The 22,106-nt window shown below is 52.8% G+C and carries 20 protein-coding genes; 4 read left to right on the top strand and 16 right to left on the bottom strand.

The features are described 5' to 3' along the window. Positions 1-56: 56 nt before the first annotated feature. The 16 genes from GYMC10_RS11790 to GYMC10_RS11715 all read right to left on the bottom strand — a co-directional run bounded on the left by GYMC10_RS11790 (position 57) and on the right by GYMC10_RS11715 (position 19,746). Positions 57-1,040 (bottom strand): AAA family ATPase, encoded by a 984-nt coding sequence (locus tag GYMC10_RS11790; protein WP_015734662.1) that lies wholly within the window; start codon positions 1,038-1,040, stop codon positions 57-59. Positions 1,041-1,122: 82 nt separating this feature from the next. Then, a complete protein-coding gene (locus GYMC10_RS11785; protein ID WP_015734661.1) occupies positions 1,123-1,776 on the bottom strand; it encodes a YdcF family protein in 654 nt (217 codons plus the stop codon). Then, complete coding sequence (locus GYMC10_RS11780) at positions 1,776-2,333, bottom strand: DUF402 domain-containing protein (RefSeq protein WP_015734660.1); 558 nt, start codon at positions 2,331-2,333, stop codon at positions 1,776-1,778. Before GYMC10_RS11780 ends, GYMC10_RS11785 begins: the two co-directional genes overlap by 1 nt. 99 nt (positions 2,334-2,432) lie before the next feature. Then, positions 2,433-5,114 carry a PBP1A family penicillin-binding protein gene (locus tag GYMC10_RS11775; RefSeq protein ID WP_015734659.1) on the bottom strand — a complete coding sequence of 894 codons (2,682 nt, stop codon included), beginning with the start codon at positions 5,112-5,114 and terminating at the stop codon, positions 2,433-2,435. A 186-nt stretch (positions 5,115-5,300) separates the two neighbouring features. Further along, positions 5,301-5,540, bottom strand: a complete 240-nt coding sequence (gene hfq, locus GYMC10_RS11770) for an RNA chaperone Hfq (protein ID WP_009590863.1) — start codon at positions 5,538-5,540, stop codon at positions 5,301-5,303. Between the two features lie 53 nt (positions 5,541-5,593). Beyond that, positions 5,594-6,541 carry a tRNA (adenosine(37)-N6)-dimethylallyltransferase MiaA gene (miaA, locus tag GYMC10_RS11765; protein WP_015734658.1) on the bottom strand — a complete coding sequence of 316 codons (948 nt, stop codon included), beginning with the start codon at positions 6,539-6,541 and terminating at the stop codon, positions 5,594-5,596. Beyond that, the gene (locus tag GYMC10_RS11760) at positions 6,531-7,310 is read right to left on the bottom strand and encodes a class I SAM-dependent methyltransferase (protein ID WP_015734657.1); all 780 of its coding nucleotides are present in this window, start codon (positions 7,308-7,310) and stop codon (positions 6,531-6,533) included. Before GYMC10_RS11760 ends, miaA begins: the two co-directional genes overlap by 11 nt. A gap of 17 nt (positions 7,311-7,327) precedes the next feature. Continuing rightward, positions 7,328-9,310 (bottom strand): DNA mismatch repair endonuclease MutL, encoded by a 1,983-nt coding sequence (gene mutL / locus GYMC10_RS11755; protein WP_015734656.1) that lies wholly within the window; start codon positions 9,308-9,310, stop codon positions 7,328-7,330. Positions 9,311-9,348: 38 nt separating this feature from the next. After that, complete coding sequence (gene mutS / locus GYMC10_RS11750; protein WP_015734655.1) at positions 9,349-12,120, bottom strand: DNA mismatch repair protein MutS; 2,772 nt, start codon at positions 12,118-12,120, stop codon at positions 9,349-9,351. Between the two features lie 61 nt (positions 12,121-12,181). Then, on the bottom strand, positions 12,182-13,447 hold the full coding sequence (locus GYMC10_RS11745; RefSeq protein ID WP_015734654.1) for a putative amidoligase domain-containing protein: 1,266 nt from the start codon (positions 13,445-13,447) through the stop codon (positions 12,182-12,184). A gap of 106 nt (positions 13,448-13,553) precedes the next feature. Further along, positions 13,554-14,114 carry an outer spore coat protein CotE gene (locus GYMC10_RS11740; RefSeq protein ID WP_015734653.1) on the bottom strand — a complete coding sequence of 187 codons (561 nt, stop codon included), beginning with the start codon at positions 14,112-14,114 and terminating at the stop codon, positions 13,554-13,556. Positions 14,115-14,242: 128 nt separating this feature from the next. Next, a complete protein-coding gene (locus GYMC10_RS11735) occupies positions 14,243-15,223 on the bottom strand; it encodes an aromatic acid exporter family protein (RefSeq protein WP_015734652.1) in 981 nt (326 codons plus the stop codon). A 146-nt stretch (positions 15,224-15,369) separates the two neighbouring features. Beyond that, positions 15,370-16,203: an ABC transporter permease gene (locus GYMC10_RS11730; RefSeq protein WP_015734651.1), complete on the bottom strand. Its 834-nt coding sequence runs from the start codon at positions 16,201-16,203 to the stop codon at positions 15,370-15,372. Positions 16,204-16,208: 5 nt separating this feature from the next. After that, positions 16,209-16,982, bottom strand: coding sequence for an ABC transporter ATP-binding protein (locus GYMC10_RS11725; protein WP_015734650.1), 774 nt, complete (start codon positions 16,980-16,982; stop codon positions 16,209-16,211). Positions 16,983-17,022: 40 nt separating this feature from the next. Continuing rightward, the gene (locus GYMC10_RS11720) at positions 17,023-18,027 is read right to left on the bottom strand and encodes an ABC transporter substrate-binding protein (RefSeq protein ID WP_015734649.1); all 1,005 of its coding nucleotides are present in this window, start codon (positions 18,025-18,027) and stop codon (positions 17,023-17,025) included. A 198-nt stretch (positions 18,028-18,225) separates the two neighbouring features. Then, positions 18,226-19,746: a carboxypeptidase M32 gene (locus GYMC10_RS11715; RefSeq protein WP_015734648.1), complete on the bottom strand. Its 1,521-nt coding sequence runs from the start codon at positions 19,744-19,746 to the stop codon at positions 18,226-18,228. Between the two features lie 127 nt (positions 19,747-19,873). On the opposite strand from GYMC10_RS11715, the gene GYMC10_RS11710 reads away from it, so the two are divergent. From GYMC10_RS11710 to GYMC10_RS11695, 4 genes are all read left to right on the top strand, one after another. Then, entirely contained in the window at positions 19,874-20,203 is a 330-nt protein-coding gene (locus tag GYMC10_RS11710; protein ID WP_015734647.1) for an iron-sulfur cluster biosynthesis family protein, read from the top strand. A 51-nt stretch (positions 20,204-20,254) separates the two neighbouring features. Continuing rightward, positions 20,255-20,824: a beta-class carbonic anhydrase gene (locus GYMC10_RS11705; protein ID WP_009591389.1), complete on the top strand. Its 570-nt coding sequence runs from the start codon at positions 20,255-20,257 to the stop codon at positions 20,822-20,824. A gap of 204 nt (positions 20,825-21,028) precedes the next feature. Further along, a complete protein-coding gene (locus GYMC10_RS11700; protein ID WP_015734646.1) occupies positions 21,029-21,607 on the top strand; it encodes a PadR family transcriptional regulator in 579 nt (192 codons plus the stop codon). 55 nt (positions 21,608-21,662) lie between these two features. After that, positions 21,663-22,106 (top strand): membrane protein, encoded by a 444-nt coding sequence (locus GYMC10_RS11695; RefSeq protein ID WP_015734645.1) that lies wholly within the window; start codon positions 21,663-21,665, stop codon positions 22,104-22,106.

The following is a 22,106-nucleotide window of genomic DNA, read 5'->3' as shown; positions in this document are numbered from 1 at the left end:
TATGATCCAAAGAAAGCAGCGTTACCCCTTCATTATGTTCGAAGACAAGCTTAAAATCATTGTAATTTTCCGTTTAACTTAAAGTCCTCCGGCCGCAGGGTCATAAGCTCCAGCTTGCCCGGGTTGCCCGTTACGTATTGATTCAACAGCCGAACCGATTGATTCCTTATCGATTTTTCGATGACATTCCGTACATAACGCGCGTTGCTGAAGGCGTGCAGCCCATGTTCCTTCTCAAGCTGCAGGTGGTCCTTCAGCTTGTTCAGCGATTGCGGCATCAAGATGTAGTCTCTCTCCTTCGCCATCAGCTCCGAAATCTGGATCAATTGATCCAGATTGTAATCCGGGAAGTCCATCTGGATCGGAAAACGGGAATGCAAACCGGGATTCGTATCCATAAAAAAATCAATCTCATCGCTGTAACCCGCCAGAATAAGAATGAACTGGTTTTTATGATCCTCCATGGCTTTGACAAGCGTATCGATCGCTTCCTTGCCAAAATCCTTCTCGCCTCCGCGCGCGAGGCTGTAGGCCTCGTCGATGAACAAAATGCCACCCAACGCCTTCTTGACCAGTTCCCTGGTCTTTTGTGCCGTGTGGCCGATATATTCACCTACGAGGTCCGCCCGCTCCACTTCGACCAGATGACCCTTATTCAGCACGCCCATCTTCTGAAACAGCTTCGCCACGATGCGGGCGACCGTCGTTTTGCCCGTACCGGGATTTCCTTTGAAAATCATATGGTATACATGACCGCCGCTTAATAAGCCTGCTTCCGAACGCATCTGGGCTACTTGAAGCAGAGCATAGATTTCAAACACCAGGTCTTTGATCTGTTCGAGACCTACCAGCTGATCCAGCTCTTTTTGTATTTCCTGGAATAGACTGTGCTGGGAAACAGGGTTCGGCGAAGGGGCCGGTTCGCGTTCCGGAACCGCACTGCTGATGAGTGGGGGTTCCGCGCTGCGGAGCACGACATTTATCTGCCGGGATGGCCGTCCTTCAGATCGGCCGTTTGCGGCCGTTACACGCCCGTTCATTGCTCCTCACCTCTTTATCCAAAGGGCTGACTATCTATTCCAATGTATTCTATTTACAGCCTGCTTATTAGAAGTTTCGTCCTCATAGGACACCCATGGCGATCAACAGCCGATCGGCCGTCCATTTCGTATAAGCCAGCACTTCCCGGGACTTGTGCTTGGCCATGGGCAGAACGGTAGATTCCGTCAGCGACATCGAGGGTTGATCGTAGTCAAGGGCTGTTGCGACCTCCATGGCCCTCGTCCCATGGTAATCATGGGTTACAATGATAGCGGTGTTCCACCCGTGCTCCTCCATGATCGCTTGGCTGTATAACAAATTCTCGTAAGTGCTCGTAGCTTCGTTCTCAAGGAAGATTCGTTCTTCGGGCACCCCTGCCTCGACCAGGAAGTTTCTCATCCCCTCGGCTTCGGTATAATTGTACTCGGGTTTATCCAGACCGCCTGTAACAATGAAGGTATCAAATCGACCGGCATTATACTCAACCAGCGCATGCTCAAGGCGTTCGCGAAGGCCGGGACTAGGTTGATCCCCCCACATGGATGCGCCCAAAATGATGCCGACGTCCGCTTTCTCCGCCGGTCTGCTGACGGCGCTTTCGATTTTCCAATACGCATAACCTGACCATAAAACTCCGAGAACGACGAGCGAGAGCAGGGTATAGATCCCTCGCCGATACCACGCTCTCTTTCTTGTGCCTGCGGTCGGCAGGCCTTTATGTATTTCCTGACGCATTATTTCTTCCTCCTGAACTCTCCGTTATGAAATAACTGGTCGCGATGCTTCAGTGACATCATAAAGTAAGGAAATTCATGTGCGTCGATGGCCCGAAGCAGGTTTCGTGCAGTCACCTTGGCAAGCCTGTAATCATCCCGGGTAATATCATTCCGGCGCAGGGCATCCTCAAGCTCATCTTCATCCAGCAAGAACACTTCGCCATTCTTGACGACCACAACGTCCAGGTATAGATCGTCAAACCATGGAACGCCCTGATCGGTTACACCCTGTTTCTTGCAAATATCGATATACCATTGAACAATATTCCGCTTGTCGTCAAACATGGCCGTAACGATGTAATGGCTGTCCTTGGGATAATACTGCAGCCATGAATAGCCTTTGTCCGCGATTCGGTAAGTATGACGGCCATACGTCTTCCACAACGGTTCTTTCAGGCCATAGATGGTATATAACGTGAGATACCCTGTAAATTGCTCACATTCCACATACCGGGAAGTGAAGTGCCGGCGCGTGATACGGCGCCAATTCGCCCGATCTCCGAATTTACGTTTCATGGAACTTTTCCTCCCCATTCGTATTCCCAGCTTACCACATTTGGGTAACACACTCAAAACAAAGAAGCCTCCGCAAACATGCGGAGGCTTCTGAATTTATTATGGGCTGTCCTGGGACTGGTCAGGCGCGTTCGCCGGATCCGACGGATCCACGATCGTTCCCGGAACCGTAGGGATATTGCCGCTATCCGTGTCGGTTCCTCCCGTGCCACCGTCACCGGTGCTCGTTCCATCTCCTGAGCCATCCGTTCCGTCGCCGGGATTTTGGCCATCCTGACCATTCCCAGCTCCGTTTCCATTGTCAGGCGGAGTCGTTCCGTTTCCGTTTCCGTTTCCATTCCCATGGCCTTCGCCATTGCCATTGCCCGGTTCGCCCGAACCGTTGCCGTTGCCGTTACCATTCCCGTTGCCGTTCCCATTCTCATTACCCGGCATCTCGTTTCCTTCCCCGTTCTCACCATTATCCACCGGTGGCGGTTCTTGAGTGTCTCCCGGATCGGGTTCCAGATCCTCAGGCGGCAATTCCTCGGAAACAGCCACGATCTGCAAAATGTTCGAAGGTTCCGATTCATCGCCGGTTGATGGATCGAAGGCCGTTACGTAATAATCGTATGTCAATCCTTCCATCGCACTCATATCCTCAATGGAGGTTCCACCCAAAGAATCGAGGATCCGCGTGTACTCGGACTCGGACGTTTCCTTACGGTATATGCGGTACTGAACATTGCCTTGAACCGGATTCCAGCTCAGTGATACGGTCTGGGTCTCCCCGTTATAAGAGCCCGTCAAACCGCTGACTGCGCTTAATGCCGGTTCTTCTACAGGCGGCTGTACCGGCTCGACATTCGGGAAATTCTTCGCTTCATAGCCTTGAACCGCCTTCTCCATCACTTTGCCCCATAAGGAAGCAGAGATCGAGCTGCTTCGCTTCAGCAGATGCTGGCGGTCAGGATTATCGTAACCCATCCATACAGCTGCCGTTAATTCCGGCGTATAGCCGACAAACCATACGTCGCGGTTCGAGCTGACGCCCTTGTAGCCGCTCTGCGTGGTTCCCGTCTTACCGGCTACCGGACGGCTGATCCGGGCATTCTTACCCGTTCCGTCCTCTACGACGCGTCGCATCATGTCCGTCATTTGCGAAGCCGTCGTCTCGCCCATCACGCGCTTCCCTTTGCTGCCTTTGTTCTCATGCACAACCTTGCCTTTGTTGTCTTTAATTTGTTTGATCGCAAAAGCCTCTTTGAATTCTCCGCCATTGGCAAAAGCGCTGAAAGCTTGAGCCATCTCAAAGGTGTTCGTACCGGTATCCATGCCGCCGAGGGCCAAGGATAGGTTCGCATCCCCTTCGGACATCTTGATGCCGAGGCTTTGGGCGAAATCAAATCCGGTTTTCACGCCGATTTCGTTCAACAGCCATACGGCCGGGATGTTCTCGGAACGCTGAATCGCTTCCGGCATGCCGATCGTCTCCGAGTAACCGTGCAGGTTATTCGGACAGTAATTGCTGCCGAAACACTGCTTCTTGTTGCTGAGTCTCGAATCCTTCGTAAATTTGCCGGATTCGAGCGCCGGTGCGTAGGATACAATCGGCTTCAAAGCGGAGCCCGGCTGACGACGGCTGTCGGTAGCCCGGCTGAACCCGCCGCGCGTATACTCCCGACCGCCGACCATGGCGACGATCCCGCCGGTCTCTTGGTTAATGATGACCATGGAGCCTTCAACTTGCACGTCATCCGGACTTTCTTCGAAGTTGGCCGGATTATTGAATTCCTCTTCCATGGCCGTTTGGGCATTCACGTCCATCGTGGTATAAATCTGATAACCGCCAATGTTAACGTCATCCTCGGTAAGGCCCCACTTCTCTTCGGCCTCTTCCATGACATAATCGATAAACGCCGTATACTTCTGTTGTCTTTCAGGCGGCGTATAGGCATAGTCCACCTTCTTGGCTTCCGCTGCCTCTTCGGCCGTGATATATCCCTGTTGTTCCATCAGGGTCAGGACGACCGCGCGCCGCTCTTTGGAAAGGTCGGGATTCTTGAGCGGATTATAGCGGGACGGCCCTTTCGGCATTGCCGCAAGCGTCGCCATTTCCCATAAATCCAGCTCTTTCAGATCCGACTTGCCGAAATAACGCTCGGATGCGGCTTTGATGCCGTAATAAGGTCCACCGAAGTTAATCCGGTTCAAATACATCTCGATAATTTCTTGTTTGCTGTGCTGACGCTCAAGCGCCAGCGCGATCGACATTTCAGTCGCCTTACGGAAGAAAGTTTTGTCCCGGGTCAGGAATATATTCTTCGCCAGCTGCTGCGTGATCGTGCTTCCGCCTTCCACCATGGACCGGGCCATGATATCCTTGACGGCTGCACGGCCGATCGACCACATGTCCACGCCGTTATGCTCCATGAACCGTTTATCTTCAGTTGCAATGAATGCTTGTATCAATTTCTCCGGAATATCCTCGTACTTCACGGGATCGCTCTTCTGCAGGGACAACTCGCCCATCAGCGTTCCGTTGCGGTCATAAACTTTGGAAGTACCGTAAGCGGTCAATTTATCCTGATTCTGTTCCAGCAGCTTTTCTCCGCTGATCAGGATGAACAAATAACCTGCAAGCGCGCAGAAGATCGCAATGACGGCCGTGAAAAACAGCGCCCATGCAATTCGCTTTCCCTTGCCCTTTTTCTTCTTCGCATTCGGTTTCGTGGTTTTGGATGTCTTCGAGTTGTCTTTGTTTTTATTCAACCGAGACATCTGATTATCTTTTCCAGCCATTTGTCCCCCTCCTTGCTCCCTTGCGGGATCAAACCTTCTGACTCTCGAGTCGTGCCTCGGAAAGAAAAGAACAACCTTCTCAGGTTGCTCTCTGCACTCCTTATAAGCTAAACGAATTATAAACCAAAAAGTTTCAAATTAATCAAAGGCGGTATGATTTTGCTCTCTATGAATCCATTCTAAAATCTATTGTTCGCTGTTGTTATCCTGCATCAGGGACACATTACGCTGCGGCATGAACGTGGAGATAGCATGCTTGTACACCATTTGCTGACGGCCGTCGCTGTCAATCACGATGGTAAAATTGTCAAAAGCTTTGATCGTTCCACGGATCTGAAAGCCGTTTGTAAGGTATACCGTGGCCGGAATGTTCTCTTTGCGCAGTTGGTTCAAGAACGTGTCTTGGATGTTAATGGACTTGTTCATTAGCCGTACCCCCAATGGTTCAATTAGATTGTTTTGAAAATATATTCAAGATTTCAGTGAAACTTTCCTGCTATTATAGCACGGATTTTTTGATAGTTAGCAGAAAAATTTCCCGAGTCGGTGACGTCTACCCACTCGATGTCCTTCATGTGGCGAAACCAAGATAGCTGCCGCTTAGCGAAACGGCGCGTATCGCGCTTAAGCAGCACGACGGCCTCCTCGTAGCTGAACTCCCCTTTAAGGTACGACACGATTTCCTTGTAACCCAGCCCTTGCATGGATACAAGCCCCGGAGCGAATCCTTTGTCCATGAGCGCCGCCACCTCATCGACAAGTCCTTGGCTCAGCATAAGGTCAATTCGCTCTTCAATACGGTTATATAGCATTTGCCTGTCCATTGTCAAACCGACCAAGCATAAGTCATAGGGAGACTGCTTGGTTTGAGGCGCCAGCTGGGCCGAAAGTGGGACGCCGGTCACATGAAATACTTCCAAAGCACGAACGACCCGGCGTAGGTCGTTAGGGTGAAGCCGCTCGGCAGTTTCAGGATCTACTTCTGCCAATTTCTGATGGAGAGCCTCTGCTCCATATTCATTGGCGTAGCGGAACTGCTCCTCCCGAAAAACTTCATCCGCTCCGGTCTCGCTGAACTGATAACCGTAGCATACCGACTCTACGTAAAGCCCGGTTCCGCCAACGATGAACGGAAGCTTCCCCCGTTCCGTGATCTCGGCGATCAGCCGCTGGCATTGCTCTTGAAATTCGGCTACCGAGTACGGGTGATCAGGTTCGTGAATGTCAATGAGATGGTGGGGGACGCCTTCCATTTCCTCCTCGGAAATTTTGGCCGTGCCAATATCCATGCCCCTGTAAACCTGCATCGAATCGCCGGATATAATCTCACATCCGAATTCCTTCGCAATTTCAATGCTCATTTTGGTTTTGCCTACCGCTGTCGGTCCGATGAGAACCAGCAGCTTCGGTTTGGTTTCATCTGTCAATGGAAATCACTCCGTACGTTATTTTGGATTTTCCCCGTTCAGGCAGTGCAAAGCCGAGCCGCTCGAATTCTCCGCTGGACCGCGCTTCCTTCATGACGACGGTTTTGCGCGCGACCCTGATCGCTTCCCTCACGCTTTCCGCATCCAAAGGCTCGCCGTTAGCATAATGCCTTAACGGGTTGATGGAAGCCGAGTCGGTGATCGGTTCGCGGAACATCGGGTCAAAATAGACAATGTCGACGCTTTGGTCCGGCAGCGATTTCAAATAATCCAGATGATGGCTATGCCTGACCTCGATTCGCCGCATCGCCTGATCGCTGGCTTCCAGATGGCTTTCATAGGTCCGTAGCCCCTCTTTCAGCAGCGCAAACAAAGGCAGCGAGCTTTCCAGGGCGGTGATCCGGCTGTTCGCCCCTCCCTTACCCGAGAATACCAGGGAGTCGGCTCCAAGGCCCGCCGTGCAATCCAGCACGGAGTCCCCTTCCTCCATCCCCGATGCCTCCAGCATGGGATCGGGTTTTCCGTTCAGCACCCGCTTCAATCGGACAAAGCCCATGCTCGGGTGAAATTCCATGACAGAGCCGCCAGGTCCGCTCAAACGCACATGTCCGTTCAGTACCACCAGTACGTCGTCGTCCCCGAACCTGCGGGCTAATTTTCGCAATGAATGGCCGCCGCGCTGGACGTAACGGCAGCCGGTTTCCTGGGCTAAACGTTTGGCGCGCTCGACGATGTCCGGCGCTTCCGCTTCTCCAGTTGTAATGATCATGAAGGTCCTCCTTGCTGTTACATGACGCGTTTAAACATTTTCTCCAAATCGTATGCCGAGAACGAAACAACGATCGGTCGTCCGTGCGGACAGGTGTAAGGCTGCCGGCAGGCGCCCAAACGCTGGATCAACGTCATCGCCTCCTGCTCCGTAAGCTTCTGGTTGGCTTTGATGGAAGCCTTGCACGAACACATGATCGATGAGGTTTCTCTCAGCTTGGCTATATCGATATTACGCTCATTCAGCACCCATTCGGCCATCTCTTCGATGATGGCCTTCTCTTCGCCCTTAGGGAACCAGAAGGGGTGCGAACGGACCAGGAAGGTATGGCCGCCAAAAAACTCCATGTAAACGCCGACCTTCTCGAACCAATGCAGCCGATCCTTTACCTTCTCCGATTCCGAGGGCGTGAATTCCAGCGTAATCGGCAGGAGCAGCTCCTGAGATGCGTCCGCCGGGTTGCCGAACTGCTCGTAGTAATACTCGTAGTTAATCCGCTCATGCGCGGCATGCTGATCGATCAGATACAGACCGGTATCATTCTGTGCAATGAGATAGGTGCCGTGATGCTGGCCGATAAGCGTTAGCTCCGGAAAAGGCGGAATTTCGGGAGCCGGCCCTGAAACGGCCTGCAGCCACTCCTTCGTCACGGCAGGGATTCCCGCACCTCCCCTGGCCTCATTGCGGTAATCGCTCCGATACGAAGACGAAGCGGCCGTCTCACGCATCTGCGAAGCTGCGGCTGTTTCTGCTGTTCCGTCCCCGTAAGAACGCTTGATACAGTTTGGGGACGTTGCAAGGGTCTGCTTATCAGGCCACGCTGCAGGCGGCGTTGGAAGCGGCGTGTTTCCTCCCGCGGATCGCTCGTCGCTGCCTGGGATCTCAAGATCCCGATCCTGCCCGCCGCGGGCCGCTCCGACATCCCCTTGTGCCTGTGGAAATGACAGCTGTTCCTGGATATACGCATTGTTGCTTTTGCCGATATTCTGTTTGGCCGGACGCGGAATGAGGATTTCCTGCTGCAGCACCTTGCGAACCTCTTCCTCCACGAAAGCGAACAGCTCCTGCTCTTTGCTGAACCGCACCTCCAACTTGGAAGGATGCACATTCACATCGATCAACGAAGGATGCATGGACAGCTGAATGACGACGAGCGGAAACCGGTTGATCGGCAGCAGCGTATGATAACCTCTCAATATCGCCTGCATTAACCCGTAGTTCCGGATATACCGCCCGTTTATGATGAGCGACATGCCGTTCCGGTTGGCCCGGGTATAGTCCGGACGGCTGATATACCCGCTTAACGTATAGTCCATATTCTCGGCTGCGAACGGCAGCATGGCTTTGGCCGATTGGGTGCCGTATACGGCCGCTATGACCTGAAGGGCATCGCCGTTGCCCAGCGTCTGCAGCAGCGAGTTCCCGTTATGCCGGAGCGTAAAAGCGATATCCGGCCGGGAAAGCGCCAAACGGTACATATAATCGGATATATGCCCTAATTCGGTCTGGATCGTTTTCATATATTTCAGCCTTGCCGGCGTATTGTAAAACAATTCCTTCACGAGGAAATCCGTTCCTCTGGGTGCGGCCGTCTCTTCGTTCACGCGCAGATGGCCGCCTTCGATTTCGATCTTCCGTCCGCGGCCATCCTGGGCATTGGACGTAACCAGGCGCACCTTCGATACGGCTGCTATGGACGGCAGGGCTTCCCCCCGGAAACCAAGGCTGGTGATCTGAAACAGATCGCGGCCTTCGGCAATTTTGCTTGTCGCATGGCGATAAAAAGCCGTCTCGCAATCCTCCGGATCAATGCCCGCGCCGTTATCCGTCACGCGAATGCTGTCCAGTCCGCCCTCTTCGACCGAGACGTCGATCTTGGTGCTCCCGGCATCAATGGCGTTCTCGACCAGCTCCTTGACAACGGAGGCAGGCCGTTCCACCACCTCGCCGGCAGCAATCTGGTTTGCAATATGCTCGTCCAAAATCCGAATAATCCCCATTGTTCCTACCTCCGTTCCTTTTCATTCCCATGCAGACATCACATATCCTTCGCTTGAAGCTTCAGGTCATTCAGGAACTGCATCGCCTGAAGCGGCGTCATGTTCATGACGTCGGCACCTTTGACGGCATCTATGATGCTCTTAACAGCAGGATCGTGAAGAGCTTCTTGCGGAGAAGAGTGCTGATCCTTGCCCATCTTGGCGTTCCGGGATTCAGGCACTTCCTCCTCGCCGAAAATGGAGAGCTGCACCACGCCGCCTTTCGGGTCTGCTCCGTTCAGGCTGCCGGCATAGGGCATCGTCTCTTCACGGAATTCGTGCAAAGCTTCCGGTCCGCTGCGTCTCACATCCGAAGAGGATTCGGACGCTGGCTCCTTCCGATGGACCGCGATCCCTTGCTCCGATGCCACTGCGGCCAGGGAAGCCATCTCCAGGCCCTGCAGCAGCCCATAAGCGCGATCAATGATACTGCCGGGCAAACCTGCCAGTCTGGCACAATAAATGCCGTAGCTGCTGTCCGCCGCGCCAGGGATCAGCTTGCGGAGAAAATGCACCTTGTCGCCGCTTTCCTGAACCGCCATGGAATAATTCTTAAGCCCGCCAAGGCTCTCCTGAAGGTGAGCCAGCTCATGGAAATGGGTCGATACCAATGCCTTGCAGCCGATATGATCATGCACGTATTCAATCACGGCTTGCGCAATGGCCATGCCTTCACTCGTGGACGTACCGCGCCCAAGCTCATCAATGATGATCAGGCTGCGTGGCGTCGCTTTTTCCGTCATCACCTGGATATCCGCCATTTCCACCATGAAGGTGCTCTGACCGCCGATCAGGTCGTCGGCGGCGCCGATGCGAGTAAAGATCCGGTCGACCAGCGGGATAACCGCCCGCTCCGCCGGGACAAAGCAGCCCATCTGCGCCAAAATGGATATCAGAGCCACCTGGCGCATGTACGTGCTTTTGCCGGCCATATTCGGACCCGTTATGAGCAGGATCGAAGATCCGTCCTTGCGTAAATCCGTTCCGTTCGCGATAAACGACGAATCCTTCATGACGGCTTCCACCACCGGATGACGGCCGCCTTCAACGATATAATCATAGCCCTCGCTCAGCTCCGGCTTGACGAACCGGTACTCCGCGCTGACGGCAGCCAGCGACTGATAGACGTCAATCTCGGCGATGCGTTCGGCGAGTTTCTGCAGCCGGCTCACCTGGGTATTCAGCTTATCCCTCAGCTCGGTAAAGAGCGCATACTCCAGATCCACCATTTTCTCCTGGGCTTCCAGGATCAGTCCTTCCTTCTCCTTCAGTTCGGGCGTGACGTAACGCTCCGCGTTGGCCAGCGTCTGCTTGCGCTCATAGCGGCCTTCCGGCAGGGATGACAGATTGGATTTGGTGACTTCGATATAATAGCCGAACACCTTGTTATAACCGATCTTCAAAGACTTGATCCCGGTAGCGGCACGTTCCTTGGCCTCCAGCTCGGCGATCCAGCGTTTGCCGCTGGTGCTCGCTTCCCGAAACTCATCCAGCCGTTCGTGGTACCCCGGCTTGATGATTCCTCCGTCGCGCACTGACACCGGCGGCTCATCCACAATCGCATTCTCGATCAGTTCGCACAGATCGTCGCAAACATCGGTATCCGCTGCCACGCGCCGCAGCGTCTCGGAAGGCGACTGGGCACACAGCTCCTTCAGGGAAGGAATTTGCCTCAATGACAGCTTGAGCGCATTCAAATCGCGTCCGTTCGCGCTGCCGAACGCGATCCGGCCGACCAGCCGCTCCAAATCGTAAATCTCTTTCAGCGCCATCCGCAAATCTTCGCGCAGTATGTACTGGTTATACAAATGCTCGACGGCCTCCAGCCGCTCCTCGATCCGGCTTCGGGACAGCAGCGGTTTATCGATTCTCCGCCGCAGGAGCCTGGCTCCCATGGAGGTTTCCGTACGATCCAGAAGCCATAGGAGCGAGCCTTTCTTCGAGCGTTCACGAACCGTCTCGACCAGCTCCAGATTCCGCCTGGTGAACGGATCCAGAACCATGTATTGTCCCGGCTCGTAGGAAGCGATTTGAGTCAGCTGCCCCAGCGACCGTTTCTGCGTCTCGCTTAAATACGAGATGAGCAGGGATACGCAGGCTCTTCTCTCCTCTTCGAGGCGGGCCCATGCCGCTTCTCCGAATTGGGTCCGAACCAATGCGTCTTCTCTTCGATCCCAGGCCGTATATACGATATTTCGGCTGCCCGGCAGCGCCTGCGATGAGATAATCGACAGCAGCGATGCATCCCCGATAATTTCGGAAGGCTCATAAATGCCAATCTCGTCCCTCAGCCATTCCTCCGATGAAGGCACCGACGTCACGTAGAGCTCGCCGGTGGACAAATCGCATGCGGATAAGGACATCAAGCCGCCCGCTTCCGTTACGCACACCATGTAATTGTTCGATTTGTCGTGAACGACCTTGCCGTCCATGATGGTCCCCGGCGTGACGACCCTGACGATTTCCCGCCGCACCATGCCTTTGGTGACAGAAGCATCTTCCATCTGCTCGCAGATGGCGACTTTGTACCCTTTCTCAATCAACCGCTGGATGTAACCCTCCGCGGAATGATAAGGAACCCCGCACATCGGTATTTTCTCTGCACCGCCGCCTTCGCGGCCGGTCAGCGTAATCTCCAATTCCTTCGACGCGAGGATCGCGTCATCGAAAAACATTTCGTAAAAATCGCCTAAGCGGAAAAAAAGAAACGCATCGCGCGCTTGTTCTTTGACCTTCAAATATTGTTCAATCATCGGCGTATATTTAGCCATGACGTACCTCCATTACCTTTCTAGCTTGACCTCCATTATAACAGAAATTGACCGTAAGGCATCACGGCTTGGTTGGAATATTCCACAGCGGCCGGATATCCCTGCTCTCATCCCAGGTTCGCCCCGTCTCCATGTGCGCTACAGCCCGTTCGATTTCACGGGCATAATCCGGGTACTCCGGCAGTGCCGACAGATCCCTGTGCCAGCCTGCAATACACTCTTTGAGCACGGATTTATCGCCTTCGTAATAGGCACGGTGATACCGTTCGGTGTTTAATGGCCTCCCCGGCAGGCGATCGCTGTAGCGGGCAGCCAGGTAAGCCACGCCCAGCGACACCTTCGCCACGAGCGGCGAGACGAGAAAGCTGGGCAGCGTACGGTATTCAAACCCGCCGTAAGGCTGCCTGCGGAAATCCCCAAGAAAACCGTAACGGGGCCTCCGCAGACGCCCGTTGGGGTCTTCGAGAAGCGTCAGCGGCAGAGCCACATAATTATCCAGGGTCTGAAGAAGAGACAGGGACAGCGGCACGCCGCTGAAGTGAATATGGCCTCCCAGCGGAAAATCGCCATAAGGCAGGGCGCCTGCCTTCCATGCCAGTGAACGGTCCTGAATCAGGAGGTGAGCTTCGCGCAGAGCTTTTTGCATTTCAAGCAGCAATTCCTTCGGATTCGCCTTGGGCGACGGCCTGAGCTCGGCAATAGGATAAATCACCTCGCCCCGTAAACGAACGGCGTCGCTTCCGACCGACCCGCCGCGTTCCATAAATTCGGATGCAAACACGATGTCTCCGTTATCCTTCATCAGCACAAACTCCGGATCCATGCCCATGAGTAACGATGAAACAAGAGAAGAATCGCCTTCTTCGTTGTTAGCAGGGTACCCTTCCGTCCGCCGTGACCCCTGACCCTTGGCACTCATTACGGCTTTGCTGCGGTCAGCTGGCATGCGGACATCCTCCACTACGTATCTTCGACCGGGGCGGGCCGTAATGATGACCTCCCCTTCATCGACGCCCAGCGTGTACAGCGACCGCAGGGCCGCTTTCTCCAATCTTCGATGCAGGCCATCTTCATATCTTCCGCTCTCGGGATCGGGCATGAACACCGCTTCGCTGCCGCCCATTTGATGTTGGCGGATCTTGGCTGCAGCCAGCCGGTCGACATGCACCGCGTACCTGGCGGCATAACGTTTCTCCTCGACTGAACCCGAATTCAAGCGACACGGAATCCCGGATCGGATCAACCGTGCTTGCGCCAAGAGCAAAGCAGATCCATGAAGCGACACATATTTTTTTTCGACCGCCGGTTGTACGATCATTCTAACCATCCCCATTCCCCCTGCAAATAAAAATAAAAAAGAGGGCATCCGCCCTCCGCAAAGCTGCCCTCGCTGCATATGCTAAGATTATAATCATTCCTGCAGGAGGGTTAACTTACAGTTCATCCTCCAGACCTTCGTAATCTTCGTAATCATCGACGTCGTCTCCCAGGACGTAGTCGAATTCTTTGTCTTCGTAGTCGCCGTGAGGGTAGCTGCATACTTTGACAACGACCTTCGTTTCGGCTACCAGTTCCACCGCATACTCTCTCTCTACCCGCAGAATGACGCTCGTGCCATTCGAGGATACGCTGGCCTCGACGCAGCTCGGCTCCTGCGTCGCTTCAGCCGAAACCTCCACCGTGGATGCACGATGCTTCGGATCCAGATAGGAAAGAGGCACGCGTTCTACATACGATACCGTTTCTTTCGCCACATCGGTCTGCGAATTTTTGTCATAGGAATACCAGATGTTTACATCGTAAGTACCAATAACTTCAATTCCGTCTCCGGCGGCAACCGCCTCGTACTGATGGTTTATAATCCAAGCCCCCAAAATACTGGTCGGATTATTAGGCGGAGTCACGGTATGTGTTACGGTAGAGAACTTACGACCCTTGCCGCAGATCGCCTTCGTGATGATTTCTCTACATTGGTGTTTATGACTCAATGACATCTTCGAACCTCCTCCATACAATCATTCCATACATGTGTATGCAAGACATGGGCGAATGTTGAATGAAGTGGTCCAAATAAATTCATATGATGCTAAAAATATCAGATTTATTTTTGAAAATCGCTAAGCTATACGGCCGAATCCGCGCGCTTCTGCGGTTTTTTCGCCGTGGGCGCTTTATACTTTTTCGAGATATTCAAATAGTATTCCAGCTCGTGGCAGAGCTGCAATATCGCAGAGCGGACCTCGAATTCCTCGCGGGTCGTCGGGAGCTCCATCTCCTTGAACCTGTCCTCCAGCTCAATCAGCAGACCTTCGGACTTCCCCGTATAGCCTTCGGCAACCACATCCTGGCTTAACTGATCGAAAATTTCAGCCGTCAGCACGCCGTGCGGAAGCCGCTCGTACACCTGGGAGATCTGATGCATCATGCTCTGGATATTCTCCATCTGTTCCTTACGCATATAAAAATAGATGTTCCAGGAGCCGTCCGGATGAATCATCTGGTTCTCCGAAGCCCGCTTTGCTTCCTCTATCCCTTTTTCGATCTGCCGATTGGCCTCGATCAGCTCTTTTCCGTCCCATATATGTTCGGGGTTTCGAAGCGTCAGCGAGAAATGATGGAAAATGACGGAGAAAAGCCCGTCCACCTTGCGGCGGATCTCCATCATCGCCCCCTCGCTGTTCGGCATATAAACCAGGTTCACGAGCATAGCCGACCCGAGGCCGATAATCAAGAGTTCGATTTGCGTGAGCAATATGCCGAGTCCGATCTCTTCCCCCTGAAACACCCGAAACACCACAACCGAGCTGGTCACGATGCCTTCCTTGAAATTAGCCCTCGATATCGCGGGAAATGCAAGCAATATGTACAAGGCCAGCACCCAGTAATGAAAACCGAGAAAATAAAATAAAATGCACGCCAGTATAAGTCCCAGCAATGACGCAAAAAATCGGGACGATATGGAGCGCACGCTCCGTTTGCGCGTAACGTCAACGCCGAGTATAGCAAGAAGACCGGCGGACGTAGCCCCCGGTATGTTCAAAGCATCTGTAATTAAAATGGCAAGCAGGCTGGCCGCTGCTGTTTTGATGACACGAAATCCCATGTGATGAAGAGCCTCCAGGCGAGTTGTTGATGGCTATATCTGCTTCTTTATCATGTTAGCCGCATATACGCATATATAAGGTATCTTCATCCTAGCTTATTTTTATGCCGTTAACAACCATGCCTGACGCCGCAGGTGATGCCTGCTTAGCGATGGGTCAACAATTTCCTTTCTATATATACCACGATTTGATACATGGCCGTTGCAACAACGGCAATGATGAGCAGACTCGATAACACGAGCGTGAAGTTGAATACCTGAAAACCGTACATAATCAAGTAACCGAGACCCGATTTGGCAACCAAAAATTCGCCGACGATGACGCCGACCCATGCCATGCCCACGTTAACCTTGAGGGTCGATACGATCGCGGGATAGGAAGCCGGCAAGATGACCCGTTGAAATACCTGGCGCTTGGTTCCGCCGAACGTGCGGACGACCTTGATCAGATTGGAATCCACCTCGTTAAAGCTATTGTATACGACGAGCGTGGTCACAATGACCGTAATGGATAGCGTAGTGACGACAATCGCGGTAAAGCCGGCGCCGAACATCACGATGAATATGGGACCCAGCGCCACTTTCGGCATGCTGTTGAACACGACCATATAAGGATCCAGCACTTTATTGAGAAACGGGGACCACCAGATCAATACGGCCATCAGCGTGCCAACGAGCGTGCCGAGCAGGAATCCGACAACCGTCTCCCCTACCGTGACCCCCAGGTGTCCCCATAACTCGCCGCTGATCATGTTATCCCATATGTTCGCGAAGATTTTGGTGGGGTAGCTGAACAGCAGCACGTCGATCCATTTGAATCTGCCCGCCGCTTCCCACCAGATAAAGAACAGCAGCAGCAGGCTGAGCTGGACGGTCAGTACCCGGTTTTGCATGCTTTTCTTTCGCTTCATGTGGTTTGCATAGATATTCTGGAGCCAGCCCTTCGAAGAAGAAGCTGACGGCTCATCCCTTGATGTCATAGGCTTCACTCCTTCCCGATCGTTTGCATTTCGCCCCAGATTTCATGAAACAATTCATTGAACCCCGGCTCCTTGCGAGCAAAAAACGGCTGCGCCCGGCGGATGTTGTCGGGAATATCAAACAAACGATGAACCCGCCCGGGATTACGGTTCAAGAGAATGACCCGGTCGCTCATCGCAATCGCTTCGGATAAATCATGAGTGACCAGGATGGCCGTCTTTCCCCGCTCCTTCAAGGTTTCCACGATCAAATCCTCAAGCTGCAGCTTCGTCTGGTAGTCCAGCGCGGAGAAAGGTTCATCCAGCAGCAGCAGTCCCGGATCCGTAGCTAAGGTCCTGACGAGCGCTACCCGCTGCCTCATCCCGCCCGACAGCTGCGCCGGATACAGATTACCGCTCTCCCCGAGCCCCATCTCCCTGAGCAGATTCCCTACGACGCTTCGGCTTTGCGGATTCAGCCTCTCCGTCAATTCCAATCCGATCAAGGCGTTATCCATGATGGTGCGCCAAGGAAATAAATAGTCCTGCTGCAGCATGTACCCGACTTCCGGCGACGGTCCGTTTACCGGTTTGCCGTTTACGTAAGCAGCCCCTTTGGAGGGGGCAAGCAGGCCGGCAATGACGGACAAGATGGTCGTTTTCCCGCATCCGCTAGGCCCTACCAGACTGATGAACTCCCCCGGCTCCACCTTCAAATGAATTCCTTCCACAGCCAGAGAGGCTTCCCGATCGGTGACATATACATGAGCGATATCATTCAATTCAACTACCGGTACCATGGTGCTCTCTCCTTTCGTTCTATGGATCAGGAGTACGTGATTATTTAGCTTGCTTGGCTTTTTCGGCAAAGCTGTTGTTGACGATGGCATCCGGCGCTACCCGTTCCTTCAGTTCCCCGGCCTGCTCCATCACGTCCAGCAGATTGTTCCACTCCGCCTCATCCACGATCGGATCGCTGGCATAACTGCCCTGCTCTTTGTAGCGCTTGACCGATGACACCACGATGTCGCGGTCGCTGTCTTTAAAATAAGGCAGGATCGCATCCGCGATATCTTCGGGGCTGCTCGCATCCACCCATTGCTGTGCCTTGTACAGGGCGTTCGTAAACTTCTGCACCGTGGCATCGTTTTTGTCGATATAGCTTTGCTTTGTCATAAACACGGTGTACGGCAGATGCCCGCTTTCTACGCCAAAGGAAGCCACCACCTTGCCACGGCCTTCTTTTTCAAATATGGAGGCCTGCGGCTCAAAGAGCTGGACAAACTCACCCGTACCGGAAGCATATGCCGATGCGATGTTCGCAAAATCGATGTTCTGAATCAGCTCCAGGTCCGCATGCGGATCGATTCCTTTGTTACGGAGCGTAAACTCGCCTGCCATCTGCGGCATTCCGCCCTTACGCTGACCGAGGAATACTTTGCCCTTCAGGCTGTTCCAGTCAAAATCACCCGATCCATCCCTGGCCATCAGAAACGTGCCGTCCGTCTGCGTCACCTGCCCGAAATTGATGACCGGGTCTTCAGACCCCTGTTGGTACACGTAAATCGAAGTTTCCGAGCCGACAAGCGCCACGTCGATGGCTCCGGACAGCAGAGCCGTCATCGTTTTGTCTCCGCCCGGGGTCGTCTGCAGCTCGACATCCAGCCCCTCTTCCTTGAAAAATCCCTTCTCCAATGCGACATACTGCGGCGCATAGAAGATCGAACGCGTCACTTCGCCGATCTTGACCTTCGTGGCCGATCCGCCGCCCCCGCACCCGGCAAGCGCAACTCCGCAGACCAGAAATAAGGATAAAGCCAGCCCCCACCATTTTTGACGCTTCATTCGATAACCCTCCATTCCCATAGACCCAATGTTTCTTTTCAGCATATGCAAGCGTCAGCCCAAAGGTTAAACGCCTGGTTAGAGCAGGCCGGCAAATTTGGATTGGCTCCACTTACGCAGGGAACGAATAAAAAGGACCCGGTTTCAAAACTCTTCCGAATAAAAAAAGCGCAGCCTCTCGGGCTGCGCTTCTCGTGATTATGACAGTTTGTAGATCTCTTTATATTTCTCTTCGAGATAATCGGCCAGATAATCCGGATTCAGTTCTTCACCGGTGACGCGTTCGATGATCTCGGACGGCTTCTCGCTCTTTCCGTATTTGTATACCTTGTCCGTCAGCCACTCCTTGATCGGAGCCAGGTTCCCGGCTTCGATGAGCTGGTCCAGATTCGGCAGCTCTTTGCGCATGGTGTGCAGCATCTGGGCCGCATACATGTTGCCAAGGGAGTACGAGGCGAAATACCCGAAATCCCCGCCGGACCAGTGAACGTCCTGAAGCACGCCCATCCCATCGTTTGGCGGCATAATGCCGAGGTATTCTTTATACTTCGCGTTCCAGGTCTCCGGAAGATCCTTCACCGCCAAACCTTCGTTAAAGAGTTTCTTCTCGATCTCATAACGAATGATGATATGCAGGTTATACGTAAGCTCATCCGCTTCGATGCGAATCAGGGAGTTCTCCACCTTGTTCGCGGCCAGGTAGAAGTCCTCTACGTCCACGTCCTTCAACTGTTCCGGGAAGTGCTGCTGCAAATCCGCGAAATAACGGCGCCAAAACGGACGGCTGCGGCCGATCATATTTTCCCACAGACGGGATTGGGATTCATGGATGCCCATGGAGGTACCGCCGGAGAGCGGTGTCCCCGCGAGCTCCTTGTCGATATTCTGCTCGTAAAGGGCATGGCCTCCCTCGTGCAGGGAGCTGAATACCGCGCTCAGCACATCGTCCGGCAGATACATGGTCGTAATGCGCACGTCTCCCGGGTTCAAGCCCGTGGCAAATGGATGCACGCTCTCGTCCAAGCGTCCCGCTTCAAAGTCGTAGCCCATCTGCTCCAGCAGGAACAAGCTGAATTTCTCCTGCTGTGCTTTCGGAAACAGCTGCTTCAAGAAGTCTGCTTTCGGCTTGAAAGGCGATTCCTGGATCGCATGCACCAGCGGTACCAAACGCGCTTTCAAGCGGTCAAAGATGGCATCCACCTTTTCCACCGTTAAATCCGGCTCATACATATCAAGGAGCGTATCGTATCTGGTGTTTTTCACGCCCCAATAATCAATAAACTCTTGCTTGAACGCAACGATCTTCGTTAAGTAAGGTTCGAAGCCTTCAAAATCGCTGTTCTTTTTCGCTTCCTCCCACTTCGTCTCCGATTGGGCGGCGAGAATGGAATATTCCTGGAAGCGCTCAGGCGGGATGGACTTGCTCTGGTCGTATACCTTGCGCACCTCTTCAATCATGCGGCGTTTGCGATCATCCAACTGCTCAGCCTGTTCCGGTTTGGCAAAGAAAGACAACAGCTCTCCCATCTCTTCCGATATTTGCAGTTTAAATGCCTCTGTGGAGAGAACCCCGATCGTTTCCGAGCGGATCTCGGTTCCTTTGCGCGGAGCGCCTGTCCGTAAATCCCAATGAAGTAGGCCAATAGCTTCGTAGTAACTCATGATTTTGCGAACCAATCGTTCAAATTGTTCCCATTGCTGGAAATGTTGTACTGCCATACCGGCACACCTTCTTTTTTATGATAGGATTCTTGTTTACTCTATTGATGATACTTTTTACAAGGTATATAATCAACTTCCAGAAAGAATAAATAACAATCTACATATAAAGGAGTGTCAGGATGCCGTGAATATTCAACTCACCCCGCAGGCCGAGCTGAAGCTGAAGGACAAACTCGGGGACAAGCCGGGCGCAATCAGGCTGATCTATGACACGGAGGGATGCGGATGTGCCGTCAACGGCGTCCCAGGCCTGCGTATTGTAGATGAGCCGACGCCGGATGATCTTGCTGTCGAAACGGACAGCCCGGTAACGTTTATCGTGAACCGCAAGCAAGCTGTTTTTTTTGAAGAGAAGATGAAACTCGATGCCGATCCGGCCGCCTACGCCTTCCGTCTGGACAGCAGCGGACAGCATTATGGCACCAATATCCAGGTAGTGGATACCAGAGCGTAAGCAGCAGCATTCTAAACGAATAATAGATACACAAAAGGAGAGAAAAAATCGATGGAAAAACACCTTAACAGCATACTGGAACACAATCGCAGCTTTGTAGAGAATAAAGAATACGAATCCTATCTGACAGGGCGTTTTCCTGAGAAGAAACTCGTGATTATCACCTGTATGGATACGCGCTTGGTCGAACTTCTGCCAAAAGCGATGAATTTCAAGAATGGCGATGTCAAAATCATCAAAAACGCCGGCGCAATCATTTCCCAGCCTTTCGGGAGCGTGATGCGGAGCGTCATGGTTGCGCTGTACGAGCTTCACGCGGAAGAAGTCATCGTTGTGGGCCACTATGAATGCGGCATGGCATCCCTGAACGCAGAGGATATGATCCAGCACATGAGAGACCGCGGCATTTCCGATGAAGTGCTGTCCACGCTGGAGAACTCCGGCATCCGGTTATCCAAATGGCTTCGCGGTTTCGATAACATTACGGACGGCGTGAAAAATACGGTCAGCCTGATTAAAAACCACCCGCTCCTTCCTCCAAACGTGCCCGTCCATGGCATGGTCATCGACCCCAACACCGGTGCGCTTGATCTCGTCGTGGAAGGATATGAGAACGAATAAAGCAACCAAAGTCAAATGGAAGCACAAACGCGTACGCGTTTGTGCTTTTTTAGTCACAATTTTGCCAAAAGCAGAGAGAAAGCCCCCTCCCCCGGTTGTCAAACCATACAGTTTCAGTGTACACTTTTTATCAACCGGACCGATAGGCGGATTATCATTCCTGCCTTGGCGTCCACGATATGCGTTTCAAAGGGAGTTATGTCCATGAATACGTTGTCATACGGCTTGTTAGGATTACTAGCAAGAAGAGAATCATCAGGATACGATTTGATGCTTCGCATACAGCCTTTTTGGCAAGCCAAACACAGTCAAATCTATCCGCTGCTGTCCAGCATGGAGGAGAAACAGCTGTTGTCCTCGCACTGGGTTCAGCAAAGCGATAAACCGGACAAAAAAATTTATGCGATTACAGAAAAAGGCATGCAGAAGCTGCGTGAATGGATGTACCAACCGATTGCGCCTGCAGTCACCAAGGATGAGCTTTCTCTTCGAACCTTTTGCCTGTGGTTGACGGAGATCGGCATCGCCGTCGATATTTTCGAGGACCGCAGAATCGGGTATCTGGAGAAAAAGCGTTACTATGAGCAGATTTTAGCGGGGATTCCGGAGGACACCCGCGAGATCGGAAGCAAGGCATTCAGCAATTATGTGCTCGCTACCAAAGGACTGATGATGGCTGAAACCGAGCTGAAATGGTGCGATTGGGTACTGGAATTACTGAGACAGCAGCAGCGCGCTACAGCCTCAAACCATGGCCGCACAAATTTTGAAACCTTATCGTGACTCGTCCGTATTACTCTTTATACTCTAAATTAACTGGGAGGTTCGACAGAACACGATGAAAAAAGTATTGACGATTCTAGTAGCGATTACACTGTTCTTTGTAGCGCTGACGCCTGATTCCGCAGATGCCAGAAGAGGTGGCGGAGGTTTCAAATCCGGAACCAAGTCATACAACAGCACTCCGAAAAAGAATGATACCAATAATGTGCAACAAACAAACAACCGTTCCAATACAGGGGCAGCGGCTAACACGAAAAAACCAGGATTTTTTAGCGGCGGCAGCTTGATGAAAGGACTTATGATCGGCGGTCTGGCTGGCTTGCTCTTCGGCAGCATGTTCGCCGGCATGGGCTTCATGGGCGAAATCATGGGATTGCTCATTAACCTGATCGCAATTTGGGCTTTGATTATGATCGTTATGGCTGTTGTACGTGCCGTGAAGAATCGTCGTAAACAAAACGAGCCTCGCGACAACAACAATCACAATAACCGGTACTAA

Source organism: Paenibacillus sp. Y412MC10 (assembly GCF_000024685.1).
GTDB lineage: Bacteria > Bacillota > Bacilli > Paenibacillales > Paenibacillaceae > Paenibacillus_AQ > Paenibacillus_AQ lautus_A.
This window is presented reverse-complemented; position numbering and strand designations above follow the sequence as displayed.

Bases quoted from the DNA above. Each gene is read 5' to 3' on its own strand.
- mutS (WP_015734655.1), bottom strand. From the start codon at position 12,120: ATGGCTAAATATACGCCGATGATTGAACAATATTTGAAGGTCAAAGAA.
- GYMC10_RS11785 (WP_015734661.1), bottom strand. From the start codon at position 1,776: ATGCGTCAGGAAATACATAAAGGCCTGCCGACCGCAGGCACAAGAAAG.
- GYMC10_RS11760 (WP_015734657.1), bottom strand. From the start codon at position 7,310: ATGATCATTACAACTGGAGAAGCGGAAGCGCCGGACATCGTCGAGCGC.
- GYMC10_RS11790 (WP_015734662.1), bottom strand. From the start codon at position 1,040: ATGAACGGGCGTGTAACGGCCGCAAACGGCCGATCTGAAGGACGGCCA.
- GYMC10_RS11695 (WP_015734645.1), top strand. From the start codon at position 21,663: ATGAAAAAAGTATTGACGATTCTAGTAGCGATTACACTGTTCTTTGTA.
- GYMC10_RS11775 (WP_015734659.1), bottom strand. From the start codon at position 5,114: ATGGCTGGAAAAGATAATCAGATGTCTCGGTTGAATAAAAACAAAGAC.
- GYMC10_RS11725 (WP_015734650.1), bottom strand. From the start codon at position 16,982: ATGGTACCGGTAGTTGAATTGAATGATATCGCTCATGTATATGTCACC.
- GYMC10_RS11715 (WP_015734648.1), bottom strand. From the start codon at position 19,746: ATGGCAGTACAACATTTCCAGCAATGGGAACAATTTGAACGATTGGTT.
- GYMC10_RS11740 (WP_015734653.1), bottom strand. From the start codon at position 14,114: ATGTCATTGAGTCATAAACACCAATGTAGAGAAATCATCACGAAGGCG.
- GYMC10_RS11720 (WP_015734649.1), bottom strand. From the start codon at position 18,027: ATGAAGCGTCAAAAATGGTGGGGGCTGGCTTTATCCTTATTTCTGGTC.
- mutL (WP_015734656.1), bottom strand. From the start codon at position 9,310: ATGGGGATTATTCGGATTTTGGACGAGCATATTGCAAACCAGATTGCT.
- GYMC10_RS11705 (WP_009591389.1), top strand. From the start codon at position 20,255: ATGGAAAAACACCTTAACAGCATACTGGAACACAATCGCAGCTTTGTA.
- hfq (WP_009590863.1), bottom strand. From the start codon at position 5,540: ATGAACAAGTCCATTAACATCCAAGACACGTTCTTGAACCAACTGCGC.
- GYMC10_RS11780 (WP_015734660.1), bottom strand. From the start codon at position 2,333: ATGAAACGTAAATTCGGAGATCGGGCGAATTGGCGCCGTATCACGCGC.
- GYMC10_RS11730 (WP_015734651.1), bottom strand. From the start codon at position 16,203: ATGACATCAAGGGATGAGCCGTCAGCTTCTTCTTCGAAGGGCTGGCTC.
- GYMC10_RS11735 (WP_015734652.1), bottom strand. From the start codon at position 15,223: ATGGGATTTCGTGTCATCAAAACAGCAGCGGCCAGCCTGCTTGCCATT.
- GYMC10_RS11745 (WP_015734654.1), bottom strand. From the start codon at position 13,447: ATGGTTAGAATGATCGTACAACCGGCGGTCGAAAAAAAATATGTGTCG.
- GYMC10_RS11700 (WP_015734646.1), top strand. From the start codon at position 21,029: ATGAATACGTTGTCATACGGCTTGTTAGGATTACTAGCAAGAAGAGAA.